General features: G+C 32.6%; 18 protein-coding genes. 7 read left to right on the forward strand and 11 right to left on the reverse strand.

The features are described 5' to 3' along the window. The first annotated feature begins 126 nt into the window (after positions 1-126). Together RT99_RS06130 and RT99_RS06135 are read left to right on the forward strand one after the other, a co-directional pair. Positions 127-558: a membrane protein gene (locus RT99_RS06130; protein WP_042563852.1), complete on the forward strand. Its 432-nt coding sequence runs from the start codon at positions 127-129 to the stop codon at positions 556-558. A 135-nt stretch (positions 559-693) separates the two neighbouring features. Further along, complete coding sequence (locus tag RT99_RS06135) at positions 694-1,302, forward strand: YkgJ family cysteine cluster protein (RefSeq protein WP_042563853.1); 609 nt, start codon at positions 694-696, stop codon at positions 1,300-1,302. Positions 1,303-1,515: 213 nt separating this feature from the next. Here RT99_RS06135 and RT99_RS06140 read toward each other — a convergent pair whose 3' ends face one another. From RT99_RS06140 to RT99_RS06165, 6 genes are all read right to left on the reverse strand, one after another. Further along, positions 1,516-1,947, reverse strand: coding sequence for a hypothetical protein (locus tag RT99_RS06140; protein WP_042563854.1), 432 nt, complete (start codon positions 1,945-1,947; stop codon positions 1,516-1,518). Further along, a complete protein-coding gene (locus tag RT99_RS06145) occupies positions 1,944-2,717 on the reverse strand; it encodes a hypothetical protein (protein ID WP_042563855.1) in 774 nt (257 codons plus the stop codon). The genes RT99_RS06140 and RT99_RS06145 overlap by 4 nt, the downstream gene beginning before the upstream one ends. 81 nt (positions 2,718-2,798) lie before the next feature. After that, a complete protein-coding gene (locus RT99_RS06150; protein WP_042563856.1) occupies positions 2,799-3,944 on the reverse strand; it encodes a hypothetical protein in 1,146 nt (381 codons plus the stop codon). After that, positions 3,941-4,339, reverse strand: a complete 399-nt coding sequence (locus RT99_RS06155; RefSeq protein ID WP_042563857.1) for a hypothetical protein — start codon at positions 4,337-4,339, stop codon at positions 3,941-3,943. The genes RT99_RS06150 and RT99_RS06155 overlap by 4 nt, the downstream gene beginning before the upstream one ends. A 188-nt stretch (positions 4,340-4,527) precedes the next feature. Beyond that, positions 4,528-5,238, reverse strand: a complete 711-nt coding sequence (locus tag RT99_RS06160) for a LytTR family DNA-binding domain-containing protein (RefSeq protein WP_042563858.1) — start codon at positions 5,236-5,238, stop codon at positions 4,528-4,530. Next, positions 5,208-6,209, reverse strand: a complete 1,002-nt coding sequence (locus RT99_RS06165) for a sensor histidine kinase (protein WP_042563859.1) — start codon at positions 6,207-6,209, stop codon at positions 5,208-5,210. The genes RT99_RS06160 and RT99_RS06165 overlap by 31 nt, the downstream gene beginning before the upstream one ends. A gap of 179 nt (positions 6,210-6,388) precedes the next feature. Between RT99_RS06165 and RT99_RS06170 the strand changes: the two genes are divergently transcribed. From RT99_RS06170 to RT99_RS06190, 5 genes are all read left to right on the forward strand, one after another. Beyond that, positions 6,389-7,369, forward strand: a complete 981-nt coding sequence (locus RT99_RS06170; protein WP_042563860.1) for a DUF6268 family outer membrane beta-barrel protein — start codon at positions 6,389-6,391, stop codon at positions 7,367-7,369. 39 nt (positions 7,370-7,408) lie between these two features. Beyond that, entirely contained in the window at positions 7,409-7,621 is a 213-nt protein-coding gene (locus RT99_RS06175) for a hypothetical protein (RefSeq protein WP_042563861.1), read from the forward strand. Between the two features lie 257 nt (positions 7,622-7,878). Then, positions 7,879-9,411, forward strand: a complete 1,533-nt coding sequence (locus RT99_RS06180) for a SulP family inorganic anion transporter (protein ID WP_042563862.1) — start codon at positions 7,879-7,881, stop codon at positions 9,409-9,411. 233 nt (positions 9,412-9,644) lie between these two features. Beyond that, the gene (locus RT99_RS06185; protein WP_042563863.1) at positions 9,645-10,553 is read left to right on the forward strand and encodes an AraC family transcriptional regulator; all 909 of its coding nucleotides are present in this window, start codon (positions 9,645-9,647) and stop codon (positions 10,551-10,553) included. 89 nt (positions 10,554-10,642) lie between these two features. Further along, positions 10,643-11,482 (forward strand): SDR family NAD(P)-dependent oxidoreductase, encoded by an 840-nt coding sequence (locus RT99_RS06190; protein WP_042563864.1) that lies wholly within the window; start codon positions 10,643-10,645, stop codon positions 11,480-11,482. Between the two features lie 87 nt (positions 11,483-11,569). Here RT99_RS06190 and RT99_RS06195 read toward each other — a convergent pair whose 3' ends face one another. The 5 genes from RT99_RS06195 to RT99_RS25660 all read right to left on the reverse strand — a co-directional run bounded on the left by RT99_RS06195 (position 11,570) and on the right by RT99_RS25660 (position 17,253). Next, entirely contained in the window at positions 11,570-12,772 is a 1,203-nt protein-coding gene (locus RT99_RS06195) for an ectonucleotide pyrophosphatase/phosphodiesterase (protein WP_042563865.1), read from the reverse strand. A 253-nt stretch (positions 12,773-13,025) separates the two neighbouring features. Beyond that, positions 13,026-14,654: a chaperonin GroEL gene (gene groL, locus RT99_RS06200; RefSeq protein WP_042563866.1), complete on the reverse strand. Its 1,629-nt coding sequence runs from the start codon at positions 14,652-14,654 to the stop codon at positions 13,026-13,028. 80 nt (positions 14,655-14,734) lie between these two features. Beyond that, positions 14,735-15,010, reverse strand: coding sequence for a co-chaperone GroES (groES, locus tag RT99_RS06205; RefSeq protein WP_012023920.1), 276 nt, complete (start codon positions 15,008-15,010; stop codon positions 14,735-14,737). Between the two features lie 140 nt (positions 15,011-15,150). Continuing rightward, positions 15,151-15,492 carry a preprotein translocase subunit SecG gene (gene secG / locus RT99_RS06210; protein WP_042563867.1) on the reverse strand — a complete coding sequence of 114 codons (342 nt, stop codon included), beginning with the start codon at positions 15,490-15,492 and terminating at the stop codon, positions 15,151-15,153. Positions 15,493-15,495: 3 nt separating this feature from the next. Next, complete coding sequence (locus RT99_RS25660; protein ID WP_042563868.1) at positions 15,496-17,253, reverse strand: tetratricopeptide repeat protein; 1,758 nt, start codon at positions 17,251-17,253, stop codon at positions 15,496-15,498. Between the last annotated feature and the right edge of the window lie 72 nt (positions 17,254-17,325).

Raw genomic sequence — 17,325 nt, forward strand, 5'->3', positions numbered from 1 at the left:
TATTATGGTGATTACGTAAGGATTTTACGAAAAACATGGAAAATTTTTGATGATTATTATAGTAAATTTGAGTAGCATTAATTTTGTTAATAAAATGTTTCAATTAAAATTTAAATCAAAGCTGAAATGGAAAATATACAAACTACAAAAACCCAAAATTTCTTTAGAATATTCTTAGGAATCTTCATGATAACGGCCGCTTTTGGTCATTTTACTTTTCAACGAACCGATTTTCAGGCACAGGTCCCAAATTGGGTTCCGATGGATAAAGATCTGGTTGTAATACTTTCAGGAATTGCAGAATTGGCAATCGGTTTGGCTATTATTTTCCTAACCCGCTATAAAATACAAATAGGAATTGGGCTTGCCATATTTTACGTGCTGGTTTTTCCGGGGAATATTGCACAATACTTAAACGGAACAGACGCTTTGGGCATGAACACAGATCAAGCCCGATTGATTCGATTGTTTTTTCAGCCTATTCTGATTTTGTGGGCTTTGTGGTCTACTGGTGCGATTGATTATTTGAAAATTCTAAGGGACAAAGGTTCTAAGTAGCTAATATTTTTTTAAGGTTTAGTGGCAAAAGTTTGGAATTTGGAATTTTTTAATTTAGATTTTATTTTTTATAATCACAATAAAAATACTAATCTGGCATGAGCCATTTCTATTAGCCTACCTTACCAAAAAAAGATGGCAATAGAGGAGAAGGTTAAGCAGGTTGAAGCATTATTTGATCGTCTTGAAATTGAAATAACCGCTTTTAAGTCAGAGACTCATTTGTATTGCAACGCAGGTTGCGGCAAATGTTGTTCTACTCCTAATATATACGCATCGCCTTTAGAATTTTTACCTTGGGCATTTCATTTATTTTTGAATGGAAAAGCCGAAGAAACATTGGTTGAATTAAAAAACAATGAGGTAAAAAATTGTCATTTATACCGTTCGATTTTCATATTAGAATATCAAAAAGGAAGTTGCAGCAATTATCGTTATCGCGGTTTGGTCTGTCGTCTTTTTGGTTATGCGGCAAATACCGATAAATTCGGAAAATTGCGAATGGCTACTTGTAAAATAATAAAAGAACAACAAACTGAAAATTTCACAAAAGCAGAAGAACTTATAAATAAGAAAATATACGTTCCTATTTTCTCTGATTATTACATGCGACTGGCACAAATTGACCTTAGAATGGGAGTTATTTTAATCCCTATAAATGAAGCCTTAAAAATGGCGATTGAAGAAGTGTTGTCGTATTATGCTTATCGACCTTTTCCAGATGGATTGGGGAATATTGCTTAGAAGTGAAATTTAGATAATAGTTTTTAAAATGACATGTCTGTTTTGTTGTAGACATATTTTTTCGATCAATATATTAGGGAAAGCTGCAATTTTTTAAGTTGCAGCTTTTTAACTTTATGCTTTATTGTTGTGAGCGCGGATTGCAAATCTGTGATATCGGGTTTTAATTGTGTTGGTTGAGGTTTTTTAAATTAGTTAATTTTTTTAATATGTTTAAGAAGTTTTGCTTCTATTCTGATAAAAGAAATATCCGAGAACTCCTGTGAGAATTGGTAATAGAAAATTAAGAATTAATCCACTGCTGTCTAATTTATCTATATATTTCTGTTTCGTTAAATGCTCTGTTCTCGGAACCACCACTAACACTACAGTTATAAAAATTAAATATAATACAGAAGTTCCTAAGGCTAAATAATAATATATTTTGCTTGCTAGTTCTTCTTTGAATATTTCTCTACTGAAAAATGTACTGGCAATAATTAAAGAAAATATTGAAACTAAATATTTAGCAAACCATGTCATAACTTCATTGTCAACTGGAATAAGGATTCCAAATAAAAGATGATAACCGATAAAGATTACCAAAAGCATTGTCCATATGAACCAGATTGTGATTAATTGTTTTTGTGCTGAAAAGAATGTCATTGTAATGTAGGTTTAAAAAAATTATCAATTTGTTTGTCAAAATTGTAAGTTGGATCTATCAATAATTCGACTTCACCCATTGTGCCTACTTTTTTTGTTTCGAATAGTTTTATAACAATTGAATATTCGTCATTAAATATTTTAGAACTATTTAATAAGTTTTTTATTCCGACTATTGTGTTCCAATTAGAATCTAATGCATCATTTTCATACACAGTTTTAAATTCCTCTTCATCAAAATCGAGAGGCGTGTGACCAAGTACCTTTGTAGTTACCAAAATCAAATGGAATCTTGCATATCCTTTTTCTACGCAGAAAGGATTAAACATATTACAACGATTGTTTAAGGTACAGTTTTGCTTATTAATAAGTGTTCCATCTTCGTGAATACATTCTTTTGTGGTAATTATTGCGTAACTATTTTCATTTATAGAAAAATATTTATAGTTGCCATCTGAGATGTGTAATCCAACTTCTAAAATATTTGTTATTTTAGTGTTGCATTCTTTTAAAGTAGACCCTGTTTTAAAATATTTGTTAAGTTTTATAGATTTTGTAGGTTTTAGTTTTTGAAAATATATTGCATACTCAGGTATAGCTGAACCTTCCCTTCCGTCGGCACAACCATTTGGATCAAAGTCATTAGGACAGACATCGTCCTTATCTGCAATTCCATCCCCGTCACTATCTGCCATTCCTTTTTTTATTCCTAATGATGAACAAGAAGCTATTGAAAGAATTATAAAAAAACTTAATATTATTTTTTTCATAATAATTATTTTAAATTTATTGTCATTAAATTATAAAACCTATTTGAAAATCCAGAAAGATTTCTTCAGATTTTAAGATAACTATTTAGGTTCTTTTGCAGTTGCTTTTTCGGTACCTGTAGAAAGCCCCCAATTAATTCCAAGCATTGAAATAAGATTATTATTTGAACCGAAGTTTTTACCGAATGCACCTGTCAATAATAAATTATCTGATATTTTGTATTTTAACAAACCATTAGATCTGAAAGTATTAGAATTACTACTATCTCTATATATATATTCATATGCTAAAGAAATTTTTTTAAATTCAAATTCTGCCTTTCCTCCAAAATCGTAAAAATTTTGTTTTTGATATTCTCCATTACTAATTGAAGTCCCATCTGACAAATATCTTCCTATAGCATATAAATTGAAGTAATTCTTTCCATTAGCATTTTTATCAATGTGCCATGAATAATTTAATGTAAGCCATGCACCAAATCTTCCAAAATGGCCATTAGAAAATTTATTGTCAAGATAAAATTTATTGTAACCAATTGCTCCATCAATTGCAAATACTGATTTACGAGCTAAAATATCTTTTAATTTTTCTTCGCTATTTTCTTTCTCTCTATCTTGCGCATAAAATTCTTTTACTTTTAGATGATAGAGAGTAGGATTAGTGGCTGCAAGACTAATATCAACAAAATTATTTAATCGATCATCTCTTTCTCGAATGGATTTTATAAGATCTGAATTTGCTTTTATTATGTCCTTTATATCTTGTTTGCTTCGAATCGATATTAAATTAAAACGTAACCCAATAGATAAATTATTTATAGTTTTTTGTGTTAAAGTATCATTAGTAGTAATAAACGCAAAAGAGATAGATGCTCGTTCTATATTTCCAAAAACACGTTGTTTTTTGTTTTCTACATTGTAGCCTGCATATTTTAAAGACGTCATGTTAGGATGTTTAAAAAACCAGAACGGAGTAAAATCTACGGCATAATTTTTTGGAATACCATTACTGTCTTGAAAAGAATTGAGTATACTCAAAGCAAAAGCTTTGCTTGAACTTGGCCTTTCAATGGTTGAAGGTGTTTGGTCAAGCAATATGAAAGCAGGAGAATTTGGGATTTCTAATTCTTTTAGCGTTATTGTGTCAGCTTTAATTTCTTTAGATTGACTCCATGCGTTCTTTCCCGCCAAAATAAAAAATACAATTATTAAGTATATCTTTTTCATGTTAATTCAATTGGTTTTGTAATTACAACGACTTTTCCATTTAATACAATGTCTACATCATCGGTATCATAATTATATACTTGATTTCCAGAAAAACCTCCATCAAGGTAGTATTTGACTATTATTTTTTCAGCCTCACTTTGCCATTTTTCCTTATCAATATTTGAAAAGTCAACAGTTGTTCTAATTATTAGGTAACCTGCTCTTACTTGTTTCGCTTCTCCTATAATGGTATTTTTTATGCTTCCGCTGTCTTCATTTGATTCATCGATTTTAGAATTTTGTCCACCGCTTCGAGAAAGATATACAGATGTATAAGCTGTACCTACAGTTCCAACATTAACAGCTAATTCGATTTTGTTGGTGTCAATTCCTGTGTCATAAGTTCTTTTCATTTTGTTTTGGTTTAGTTATTTAGATACTGTTTTTTTTGATAAAATTTCTTTAACATATCTACAACAATATTAACAATTGTTCAACAATAACCACCAAGTATTTATACGGTATTTTATTACAAATAGCAAAATAAAAAAGCCCAACCATCTAAAGTTGAGCTTTTTGTAAATTTATAGTTAACGAATCTTTACCTAAAGAAACTATCTAGTAAAATCTGGTATTTTCGGCCTACAGGAATGATTTCGTTATTATACATCGTTAAAGATTTGAAAGTAACAGAAGTAATTTTGGCAACATTTACAATAAACGAACGATGCACCTGAACAAAATTATTGCTGTCAATTTCTGAGGCAATACTAGAGAGCGCACCATAAACAATTAAAGGTAAATTGAGTTTGGCGCTGTAGAGTTTCATATAATTGCCCAGACTTTCAATGTAAATAATATCCGTTAAAGGGATGTTCATCATTTGTCCGCTTACACGAATAGAAAGTACTTTTTCGCAGGAGTTGTCTTCTTTTTTTATGCTGTTTCCAGAGGAATAAATTTTGGCTTTTTCGATTGCTTTAGAGAATTTATCGAACGAAATAGGTTTTAATAAATAATCTATAGCATCGTTTTGGTATGCCGACAGCGCAAAATCAGAATAAGCAGTTGTTACAATCGTTAAAGGTCTTTTGGGTTGTAATTCCATCAATTCGACACCCGAAATTACGGGCATATTAATATCCAGAAAAATAATATCATAAGTGTTTTCGTTGAGTAATTTTATGGCTTCCATTCCATTAAAAGCGCTTCCGGAATGTTCCAGATCGTCAAATTTTGAGATATGCGATGCAAGTGCCTTGTGTGCCGGCGATTCATCGTCTATGATAAGACAGCGGTAGGTAAGTGCCATATGTTTAATTTTACGATAAAGGTATTCTTTTCTTTCCTGCAGTTCAATTCATGTTTTAAACCGTAAACTTCAAGACGTCTTTTTAGGTTTTCGATTCCAATTCCGGTGCCCGAAATTCGCGATCCGGATTCCAGATAACTATTTTTTATAATAAAGGACAAACCGTTGCATTTTACCTTTAAATCAATATTAATAAAAGGTTCAGCAGTTTCTGCCGAAAACTTAACGGCATTTTCAACCAAAGGCAAAAAGAACAATGGTGGAATATCAATACTGTCAAAATTGCCTTCAAATTTTTGTGTTATCGCCAGTCTTTCATTTCTAAACGTATAATATTCCATATACTTTTTAATAAACGCAATTTCTTCATCCAACAAAACATAATCTTTTTTAGTGGCTTCAATCTGATAACGAAGCATGTCTGAGAGATTCAAAATTCTGTCCGGAACTTTATCGGGTTCTGCCAGCGATTCTCCATATAGATTATTCATTGCATTGAGCAAAAAATGCGGATTAAGCTGTTGTTTTAAAAAAGAAAGTTCAGACTTGAAATTCATAATATCCTTGTCTGTATCTATGATTTTTTTGGTAATCACAACATGAATAAAATAAAAAAACATTCCGTTGATAATAAGCGATAATATTTGAAGTGTCTTAAAATTTCCTAAACCCATAAGAGGGAAAAACCAAGTCATAAAAAAGTAAAAACAAGTCCAGTAAATGACAAAAAGTGTAAAGAAAATTTTAGCCTTTTTTTTGAATAAAAAAGGTTTGATGATAAAAAGATTGAAAATAGTAATCCATACAATACAAGGAAAATAACCCACTGCTATTTTACTCATCATATACGACCAAGTGTGGCCATCTAGTCTTAATTCGTCATACACACAGGCTAAAATCACCAAAAATATAAAAGTGTGTACGATGAGGTTTCGGAGAAAAAAGTTCTGGTAAATTTTAAGCATTGTCATAACGGCAAAATTAGGCTAATATTATAGTTTATACCTATTTGCGTTGTAAAAATTATACAAACGCCATTCGTATAAATGTTACGCCGTTTGTATAAATATGCTATTATTAAAGAAGCTTGTCATTTACATTTGCTTAGGATTTCGATCTTCAAGAACAATCTTAATTAATACCATTTTATATGAAAAAAAGAATCATCTCTGTTCTATTCGTATGTACGTCATTGCACACTATGGCTCAGGAAAAAAATCAGCCCATGCAAACGGTGGTAAAAGTGATTACAGATAAATTTCCGACAACGAGAATTTTAGATGTACAATACGAACAATTAGGACCAACAAATTATGATTCGGAATTGTTTGGAAATCGTTTTGAAAGAGGCAGAATCGATAGTCATAACCGATTAAAAGTAGCTTTCAATATGCCATTTTATGTATCAGAATCTAAAAGGCTTATTTTAACCGGATCGCTGCGTTACAAATATGAAACATACGGTTTTGGAGATATTTACAACTACACTTCAAACACAAATTATACAAGAGAAAAAGAGGATTTTCATTTTATGGCGGCAGCAATGAGTGCAACTTATATGTCGACACTTTTTAAAAAACCGATTATTTATAATGCAACCGCCACAGTTGATGGAAATGAAGATGGTGTACAGCGTGTAAAAGGATTTGTAACCGCAAGTCTGGTTTTGAAACGAACCGCAAACACCACAATTACAGCAGGTGTTTTAGCAATGATAGATCCTTCGGCAATTATTCCGATAACGCCGTTACTTACTTATAATCATAAGTTTACAGATTCAAAATGGGATATTGATTTTATTTTGCCGCAAAGATTACTGTTTAGAAGAGAATTGCTTGAAAACGGAAGAATTTCCTTAGGTACTGAATTAAACTCTGAAAGTTTTTACTTAAATTTGAATACCTCAAATTTGAAGGGGATTTATGAGTTGAATCAGTTGGAGTTAAAATCCGGTATAACATACGAATATTGTATTACACCAAAGGTAATCACTTTTGTAAAAGCCGGAGTCAATAATGTATTAAGTACGCGAATTACCGAAAAGGGTGAGCGCACAAACAAATACGTTTATGACCACAGCGAAGACACGCAGGGATATTTTAGATTCGGAATATCATACAATCCTTTTTAATCGAAATTCATGATTTATTATAATTTAAAATAAATAATTATGACAGTTGAGGTTTTTAAAACAAATGTTCAGAAAGAGGCAGATAAAAATTATGTTATTGCCGTGATCCAAAGTCAGTTTCCAAATTATAAAATCAATTTTGATTTAGAAGACTGCGATAAGATATTAAGGGTTGAAGGTGTTGAACTTGAACCTAAAAACATTATAGACTATGTAAATTGTCTGGGATATGTTTGTGTAGCTTTAGAATAAAAAAATAGATTTGACTAGAAAAAAGGGTAAAAACACCCGTTTTTTTCTACCGGATTATCAATAATTTTGGCGAAATAATTTCTTCATAAAAACTTTTATATTTATCCATCATGATAAGTTTCATTCTTTCGCTTTTGGTTTTTTTATTGGATCAGCTTTACTAAAAAGCCTGATTATTTAGTGGATTATTTTCCGGTTTTTTTTCATTAGAAAGCTTTCTTAACATTGTGCGTATTATTTTTTTAAATTTGCGATCTATGAAAAAAGCCTTCTCTCTCTTCGACTTTTCGCAAAAGGTCAATTACAAAAACGAAATTTTAGCCGGTTTTACTGTCGCAATGACCATGATTCCCGAATCATTATCTTTTGCAATTTTGGCCGGATTTCCTCCTTTGGTTGGTTTGTACGCTGCTTTTATTGCAGGTTTGGTCACAGCAATTTTTGGTGGAAGACCCGGAATGATTTCTGGTGGAGCGGGAGCAACCGTGATTGTTTTGATTGCTTTGATGAAATCACACGGTATAGAATATGTTTTTGCAGCTGTAGCACTTGGAGGTGTCGTGCAAATTTGCATCGGACTTTTTAAACTCGGAAAATTTATCAGATTGGTTCCGCAGCCAGTAATGTTTGGTTTCGTAAACGGACTTGCTGTTGTCATTTTCATGTCGCAATTAGAACAGTTTAAAACCATTGTAAACGGACAAGTTTCGTGGTTGCAGGGAACGCCGCTTTATATTATGCTAGGTTTGGTTGCCTTGACAATTGGTATTGTGCTGCTTTTTCCTAAAATCACAAAAGCAGTTCCGGCTTCTTTAGTTGCTATTATGGTGGTTTTTGCCATTGTATTGATTTTTAATATCGAAACCAAAACGGTAGAGGATATTGCCTCTGTTCAGGGAGGTTTTCCTCCATTTCATATTCCGAATATTCCAATTTCTTTTGATACTTTAAAAGTGATATTTCCGTATTCAATAATTGTTGCTGCTGTTGGTTTAACCGAAGGCTTGCTTACGCTGAATCTCGTTGATGAAATTACCGGAACACGAGGAAATAGCAACAGAGAATGTATCGCTCAGGGCGGATCAAATATTTTGAACGGTTTCTTTTTCGGAATGGGTGGGTGTCCTATGATTGCACAAACTTTAGTAAATCTCGGTGCTGGTTCAAGAGCCCGACTTTCGGGAATAATTGCGGCTTTGACTATTTTAATTATCATACTTTTTGGCGCGCCCGTAATTGGAAAATTGCCAATGGCAGCTTTGGTTGGCGTAATGATGATGGTGGCGATTACAACCTTTGAATGGGCAAGTTTCAAGGTGATTAATAAAATGCCTAAACACGATATTTTTGTTGGAATTCTGGTTGCTGTAATTACTATTTTATTGCACAATCTGGCTTTGGCAGTTTTAATTGGAGTTATTATTTCGGCTTTGGTCTTTGCTTGGGAAAGTGCCAAAAGAATTCGTGCGAGACATTATATTGATGAAGAAGGAGTGAAACATTATGAAATTTACGGACCATTATTTTTTGGATCGATAACTGCTTTTATGGAAAAGTTTGATATACAAAATGATCCTTCACACGTTATTATAGATTTTAAAGAAAGCCGAATCGCTGATATGTCGGCAATTGAAGCAGTAAACAATCTGACCAAAAAATACAGCCAGTTAAATAAAGTAATCGAACTGAAACATTTAAGCGAAGACTGCAGAATACTACTTAAAAACGCCGATGCTGTGATTAATGTAAATGTTATTGAAGATCCTAAATATAAAGTGGTTTCGAGATAATGCGGCAATGTGCCAATTTGATAATTAGATAATTCTTAGATTGTGTATAATTTATTATCTAATTTTTGAATTCACTATTGGTAACGAACAAACCCGACAGGTTTTTAAAAACCTGTCGGGTTTGTTCGTTATAAGCATTAGATAATTAATTTAAACATCTGCAGAAAAATTATCTAATTATCAAATTGGCACATTTTCTAATTTAAATAATTTGATTTTCGTAACTTTGTAAAATGAAGCTAACAGAAACCTTAGAAGATTTTTACACCATCAAAGTAAACGGAATGCCCGAAAATCTTAGAAAAGAGATCGGACATTTTAATGTTTTTAAATTAGATGACTTTGTTGGTAATACTTGTAAACCATTTCCTTACACCCGAAAAGACTTTTATAAAATAAGCTTGATCATTGGAAAAAACAAAGTACACTACGCAGATAAAATTTCTGTAATAGAAGATCAGGCCTTGTTTTTTGCAAACCCACAAATTCCGTATAATTGGGAACAGATTGACGAAAATCAAACTGGTTTTTTCTGCATTTTTACAGAAGCTTTTTTTAATCAGTTTGGGAATTTAAAAGAGTATCCTTTATTTCAACCCGGCGGAAATCCAATTGTTCCTATTTCAATGGAATTGGCGGAATCTTTGAAAACGGTTTATTTAAAAATGTTTGACGAAATCAATTCTGATTATACTTTTAAATATGATGTTCTCCGAAATCTTGTTTTTGAAATTATTCATCTGGCTTTGAAAACACAAACGGTAACTACTTCATTATACAGTAAATCGAATGCAACGATTCGGGTTTCTTCTTTATTTTTAGAATTATTAGAAAGACAGTTTCCTATTGAATCCATATCCCAGCAAATTAATTTCCGTTCACCTTCAGAATTTGCCAGCCAGTTAAATGTGCATGTGAATCATTTAAATAAAGCGTTGAAAGAAACCACCGGAAAAACAACTTCTCAAATTATTTCTGAACGAATTGTTCAGGAAGCGATGATTTTATTGAAACAAACTAATTGGAATATTAATGAAATTGCCTGGTGTTTAGGCTTCGAAGAATTGTCTCATTTCATCAATTTCTTTAAGAAAAATGTTCAGCTTTCGCCAAAAACATATCGTGTAACCGAAATTGTTTGATTTTCGTAACTTCTCGTTTGATTGCTTTAAGTTTTTACAAGTAGTTCGCTGATATCTTTGTACTATAATTAAATGTAAAAATTGAAATCATGGAAAATAACAAAGTTTGGTTTATCACAGGTGCCTCAAAAGGACTTGGATTAGAATTAGCAAAAAAATTATTGGCTGAAGGAAAAAAAGTAGCCGCAACGTCAAGAAGTGAACAAGCTCTAATTAAAGAATTAGGAGATCCGTCTGCCAATTTTCTGCCTTTAGAAATGGATTTGACAAATGAGCAAAGCGTTAAAAATGCGATTGAAGTAACTGTAAGCCATTTTAAAACAATTGATGTTTTGGTTAACAATGCAGGTTATGGTTTATTAGGATCATTAGAGGAACTAACCGATGCAGAATCGAGAAAAAACTACGAAGTAAATGTTTTTGGATTATTGAATGTCATTAGAAATACAATGCCGTATATGCGCGCCAATAAATCTGGACATATTTTTAATATCGCTTCGATTGGAGGTTACAACGGAGGTTTTCCGGGTTGGGGAATTTATTGTTCTACAAAATTTGCAGTTGCCGGTTTAACAGAATCTTTAGCGGCAGAAGTAAAAGAATTTGGAGTAAACGTAACATTGGTTTATCCGGGTTATTTTAGAACCGATTTCTTAAAAGATAGTTCTTTATTATTGCCTCAGAGTCCAATTTCAGACTATAAAGCGGTGAGAGAATCTGAAAATGCACATAAAGGAAGCATCAATGAAAATCAACCGGGAGATCCTGAAAAATTTGCAACCGCTTTAATTAAAATGAGCGAGGAAAAAAATCCTGCATTACATTTATTCGTTGGGCAAGATGCTTACGATATGGCAAATGTAAAAATTGCCGAAGTTCAAAAAGAATTGGAGCAATGGAAAGCAGTTTCTGTTTCGACAGGTTTTTAATTAGCTAATTAGAAAATGTGTCAATTAGAAAATTTTATAGATTACGCTAATCATTATCTAATTTTCTAATTGACACATTATCTAATTTTACTCAGCAAGCATATTTTTTACTTCACTAAATTTCCCGTCAACATCTTCAATTTGCAAACCTAAAATGTGAGCAATTAAAGGGTAAACAGAAACGTTTTGAAAAGTAGAAACTTCTTTATTTACTTTAAAAGCTGGGCCTTTTGCATAAAAAATAGCGTGCATATCTTTTTCGTTATTGTCGTAACCGTGCGTTCCGCCTTTTATATGCGTACTTTCTTTACTGACTAAGCTATATCCTTTTTTAGCTTCGATAACAAAGTCATGCACACGCGGATTGGTTCCGTAATGCAATCTTTTTGGAACTTCGCTTGATTTCCAAAATTTAATATTGGGTACTTTTTTTAAAGCTTTAGCAATAGAATCCTGAAATCCGGGTTTTGATTCTAAACTCATAATAGGATTAATTACATCTTTGTAACCGAGCCATTCAGGTTTTAAGTAATCCAGAACGGCTACTTTTTTATCATTGCTGATATCGGCCATTCCGTGATCTGAAACGATGATTAAATTGATTTGTTTTCCGATGGATAATTGATCAAGTCTTGAAGATAATTGCCCCATAACCGAATCCATTTTGTGAACCATTTTTTCATTCTCCGAAGAAAGCGGGCCAAAATTATGTCCCGTATGATCGGGTTCGTCAAAGTATAAAGATACAAGATGAGGTCGTTGTTTTTCAGGAAGTTCTAACCATTTTATAACGGTGTCGATTCTGGTTTCATACGGAGTTTTGCTGTCGTAATTTTTATAATAACTTGGTCTTCGTTTATCCAAATCAGAACCCGGCCAGAAAAAAGAAGCCGTTTTTACACCTTGTTGTTCAGCTACATTCCAAATAGGATTTCCTCCATAAAATCTTGAATCATTTTTTGCATTTGATGATAATGAAAACGATTGGTTTAGAGTAGCATCATAAAAGACATTATTAATAATTCCGTGATGATCCGGATAAAGTCCAGTCACGATCGAATAATGATTTGGAAAAGTTTTGCTTGGATAAGAAGGTTTCATAGATTTTGCATGAACGCCTTCTTTTGCGATTTTATTCATGTTTTGAAGATGAAAATGTTTAGCATAATCCCAGCGAAATCCATCCATAGAAACTAAAACAACATAAGTTTCTTTGTTGGTTTGTGAATGTAAAAGCGTTGTAAAAAGTAAGAGTGTAAAAGATAATAGGTGAGTAGTGAATTTTCTCATTTTGCAATTTTAATAGACTGTAAAGATACTGATAACCGATTTTTAAAAGAAAAAGAGAATGTTAAACTAAGTGAAAGTTTGCCACGAATTACAGGGATTTACGCTAATTTTTTATGCGGAATTATAAGAAAATTAATTCGTGAAAATTCGTGTAATTTGTGGCGAAAAAAAATCTTTTTAATCGTGCAATCTGTGGCAAAAAAAAACGCCAGACATAAATCTGGCGTTTTAAATTTTAAGAAGTTAAGAACGATTACATCATTCCTGGCATACCGCCACCCATTGGCATTCCGCCTCCGTTTTCGTCTTTAATATCAATTAATGCGCATTCTGTAGTAAGGATCATTCCGGCAACTGATGCAGCATTTTCTAATGCAACACGAGTTACTTTTTTAGGATCGATAATTCCAGCTTTAAGCATATCTACGTACTCGTCAGTTTTAGCATTGTATCCAAAATCGCCAGAACCTTCAGCAACTTTTGCTACAACTACAGAACCTTCAAGACCTGCATTTTCAACAATAGTTCTTAATGGAGATTCAACAGCACGAGATACAATCTGAATTCCAGTTGCCTCGTCAGCATTGTCAGCTTTAAGATCAGCTAAAGCAGCTTTAGCTCTTAATAAAGCAACACCACCACCAGCAACAATTCCTTCTTCTACAGCAGCACGAGTTGCATGTAAAGCATCGTCAACTCTGTCTTTTTTCTCTTTCATTTCAACTTCAGAAGCAGCACCAACGTAAAGAACAGCAACGCCACCAGCTAATTTAGCTAAACGCTCTTGTAATTTTTCTTTATCATAATCAGATGTTGTAGTTTCCATCTGACCTTTAATTTGGTTTACTCTGTTTTTGATGATATCAGCTTCGCCAGCACCACTTACAATTGTAGTGTTGTCTTTATCGATAGAAACTCTTTTTGCATTTCCTAACATTTCGATAGTTGTATTTTCAAGTGTATAACCTCTTTCTTCAGAAATTACAGTTCCACCAGTTAAGATAGCGATATCTTCTAACATTGCTTTTCTTCTATCTCCAAAACCTGGAGCTTTTACAGCAGCAATTTTAAGAGCACCTCTTAATTTGTTTACTACTAATGTAGAAAGAGCTTCTCCGTCAACATCTTCAGCAATAATTAATAATGGTTTCCCTGATTGAGCAACTGGCTCTAAAACAGGTAGTAATTCTTTTAAAGAAGAAACTTTTTTGTCGTATAATAAGATGTATGGAGAGTCTAATTCAACTTCCATTTTCTCTGGGTTTGTTACAAAGTAAGGAGAAAGATATCCTCTGTCAAATTGCATTCCTTCAACAACATCTACGAAAGTATCAGTTCCTTTGGCTTCTTCAACAGTAATAACACCTTCTTTTCCAACTTTTGCGAAAGCAGTAGCGATTAATTCACCAATTACTTCGTCATTGTTTGCAGAGATAGAAGCAATTTGTTTGATTTTATCAGAATCGCTTCCAACCACTTTAGCTTGTTTTGCAAGGTCAGCAACGATAGCTTCAACGGCCTTATCGATACCACGTTTCAAATCCATTGGATTTGCGCCTGCAGCAACGTTTTTCAAACCTTCTTTTACGATAGCCTGAGCTAAAACTGTAGCAGTTGTAGTTCCGTCACCCGCTAAATCATTTGTTTTAGAAGCTACTTCCTTAACCATTTGCGCGCCCATGTTTTCTAATGGGTCTTTTAATTCGATTTCTTTTGCAACAGAAACACCATCTTTAGTAACTGTTGGTCCACCAAATGATTTTCCGATGATTACGTTACGACCTTTTGGTCCAAGAGTTACTTTTACAGCATTTGCTAATGCATCAACACCACGTTTTAATCCGTCACGTGCTTCAATATCAAATTTTATATCTTTTGCCATTTTTTCTTAATTTTTGTTTAAAGTTTGATTTGTTTCAAGTTATTATAGTTTTAATACACAGAACTTGATCCTTTTTGTTTTTAGATTATTGCTAAGATATCATCCTCACGCATAATCAAATAATCAGTTCCTTCAAGTTTTAATTCTGTTCCTGCATATTTACCATAAAGAACAGTATCGCCAACTTTTACGGTCATAGTGTGATCTTTAGAACCATTTCCTACAGCAACTACAGTTCCCTTTTGTGGTTTTTCTTTGGCAGTGTCCGGAATAAAAATCCCTGAGGCAGTTTTGGTTTCAGCTGCAACAGGCTCAATAAGTACGCGATCTGAAAGCGGTTTAATGTTTAAGGCCATGATTTTATATTATTATAAGTTATACGTTTTTTAATGTTCAATAAACTTTCAGAAATTATGCCATGCTCTAAAAACTGACATTATTTCCTAAAAAAAATGCCAGCTTTGACAGGCTGGCATTTAATATTATTTCAAAATGATTATTTTGCTGCAGGTGCTGCCGGAGCAGGTGTTTGCTGTACCGGAGCTGCTGGTGTATTTGTTGCAGGAGCTTCTGTTTTTTCAATAAGTTTAGAATCAGTATCGCTTAAAGATCCTGTAAAGCTTAAACTTGAAAGCAAGATTAGAGCAATCAAAATTGTAGCTAATGTCCAAGTACTTTTATCTAAAAAGTCAGTTGTTTTTTGTACTCCACCTAACATTTGAGTTCCACTAATTGTAGACGACAATCCGCCTCCTTTAGGGTTTTGAACCATAATTACTACGATCAATAGAAAACAAACTATTGTGATTAAAACTAAAAAAATTGAAAATGTGCTCATTGCTTACTTATTATTGTTATTTTGTTGTAAAATCTTTATATCCGAAATACGGTCTGCAAAGAAACTAATTTTTTCTGGATATTTCAAAATTAATATTTCATATGCTTGTATTGCCTTTGTATATTTTTTTTGTTCCAAATAAACACGGGCTAAAGTCTCGGTCATCAAATACGAATTGTCCTCTTGATTAATGTTAAATTGAATTGGAGGCAGCGTTATTGGATCTGATTTGATTGGCGAAATTTTAGGATTTGTTTCAATAAATTTATCAATCAGTTCTGCCTTTTTCTTTTTTTCGTCTTCAACTATTTCTGTTTCCGGAACTGTTTGTTTAATTGGTTCAGGAGTTCTCTCTACTTTTTGTGTATTTTCTTCAACTGTTTTTATATCTTCCTGAACAATTTCATTTGTTCTGTCAATAGGTTCCGGTCTTGCTAATTGCAGCCATTCCTGAAAAGAATGTTTCTCTTTTACCGAAAAATCTAAAGGCTTTCCTATTTCGAGATTTTCCTCGGCAATTTTTACAGTTTCTTCAAATTGTGTCTTTAGGATATTTTTTTCAATTATCGATTCTTCGATGCTATCTGTTATAATTTCCTTAGACTCTTCTATAAATATAGGTTCCTCAAGAATAAAATTAATTACTTCTTTAGGACTTTCTTCAACAGTCGTTGGTTGATCCAGAATAGTAGGAATAACTTCGTTTGGTTTTTCTTCTGTAATTTTTACCTCTTCAAAAACAACGCTGGCAATTTCTTTATGCTGTTCTGTAATTTTTGGTGTATCGACAATAATAGCTGCAGCTTCTTTTTCTGCAGGTTTTGACTCTTCAAATATAACCGTTGTGGCTTCTTTGATTGATTTATAAATGGATTCTTCTATAGGATCAATTCTTATTTCAGTGTGTTTTTTCGGTTCTTCAAAAACAACTGGTGCGATTTCTTCAATAGTAGAAACTGGTTTCTCAATAACAGGATCAAAGTTTTCTTTAATATCTTCTACTTCATCATCATCTACTACTTCTTCAAAAAAAGTGTGTTTGGTTTCTTTAACTGGAATCACGATAGTTTCTTCCTTAATACTATCAATTGATTCGTTATGAGTTTTTACTTCTTCAAAAACAGCAGGTTCTGTTTCCTCAGCCAGAATTAAGACATCTTCTTTAATATCTTCTGTGTTTATGATTTCTTCATTAACAACCGATTTCTTCTCTTCAATCGTTTTTACATCAGCATCTTCAATACTATCTTCAGGTTTCTCTTCTGTTTTTATTACTTCTTCAAAAACAATTGATTTAGTTTCTTCAATAATAGGTTCGACAGTTTTTTCTTCTGTCTTTATTGAATCTTCAAAAACATTCGAAGTAGCTTGTTTTATAGATGTTAATATAGACTGCTCAATAGGATCAATTCTAACTTCGATACTTTTTTTGATTTCATCAGGCGAAACTACTTCGCTATCAAGAACATTAATATTTAAAAGATCACGAAGTTTTTTATCATAAAAATCATTTTGAATAGAAGTAAAAGTTTCCGAGGTAATGAAATCAAATAAAATAGAGCGATCTGCAGTATGCGCGGCAGTAACTTTTAATGCATAATTATACTTAAAACTATTTTGGTTAAAAAGCCCTTTTAATCGTAGCGCTCTCGCACTTTGAAAATACGGAAATTCAATCAAAACATTGCCTAATGCCTCCGTTTGCTTTTCTGTAATGGCATCGGGTTTGTTTATTAGGTATGTATAATCAGTTACATTCATTGTTTTTTTTGTTTAATCGTTTGTTTTGTTTAACTGTTTAATCGTTTGTAAAACCGATTCAACGATTAACCG

The sequence above is a fragment of the Flavobacterium sp. MEB061 genome, from assembly GCF_000834715.1.
Classification (GTDB): domain Bacteria; phylum Bacteroidota; class Bacteroidia; order Flavobacteriales; family Flavobacteriaceae; genus Flavobacterium; species Flavobacterium pectinovorum.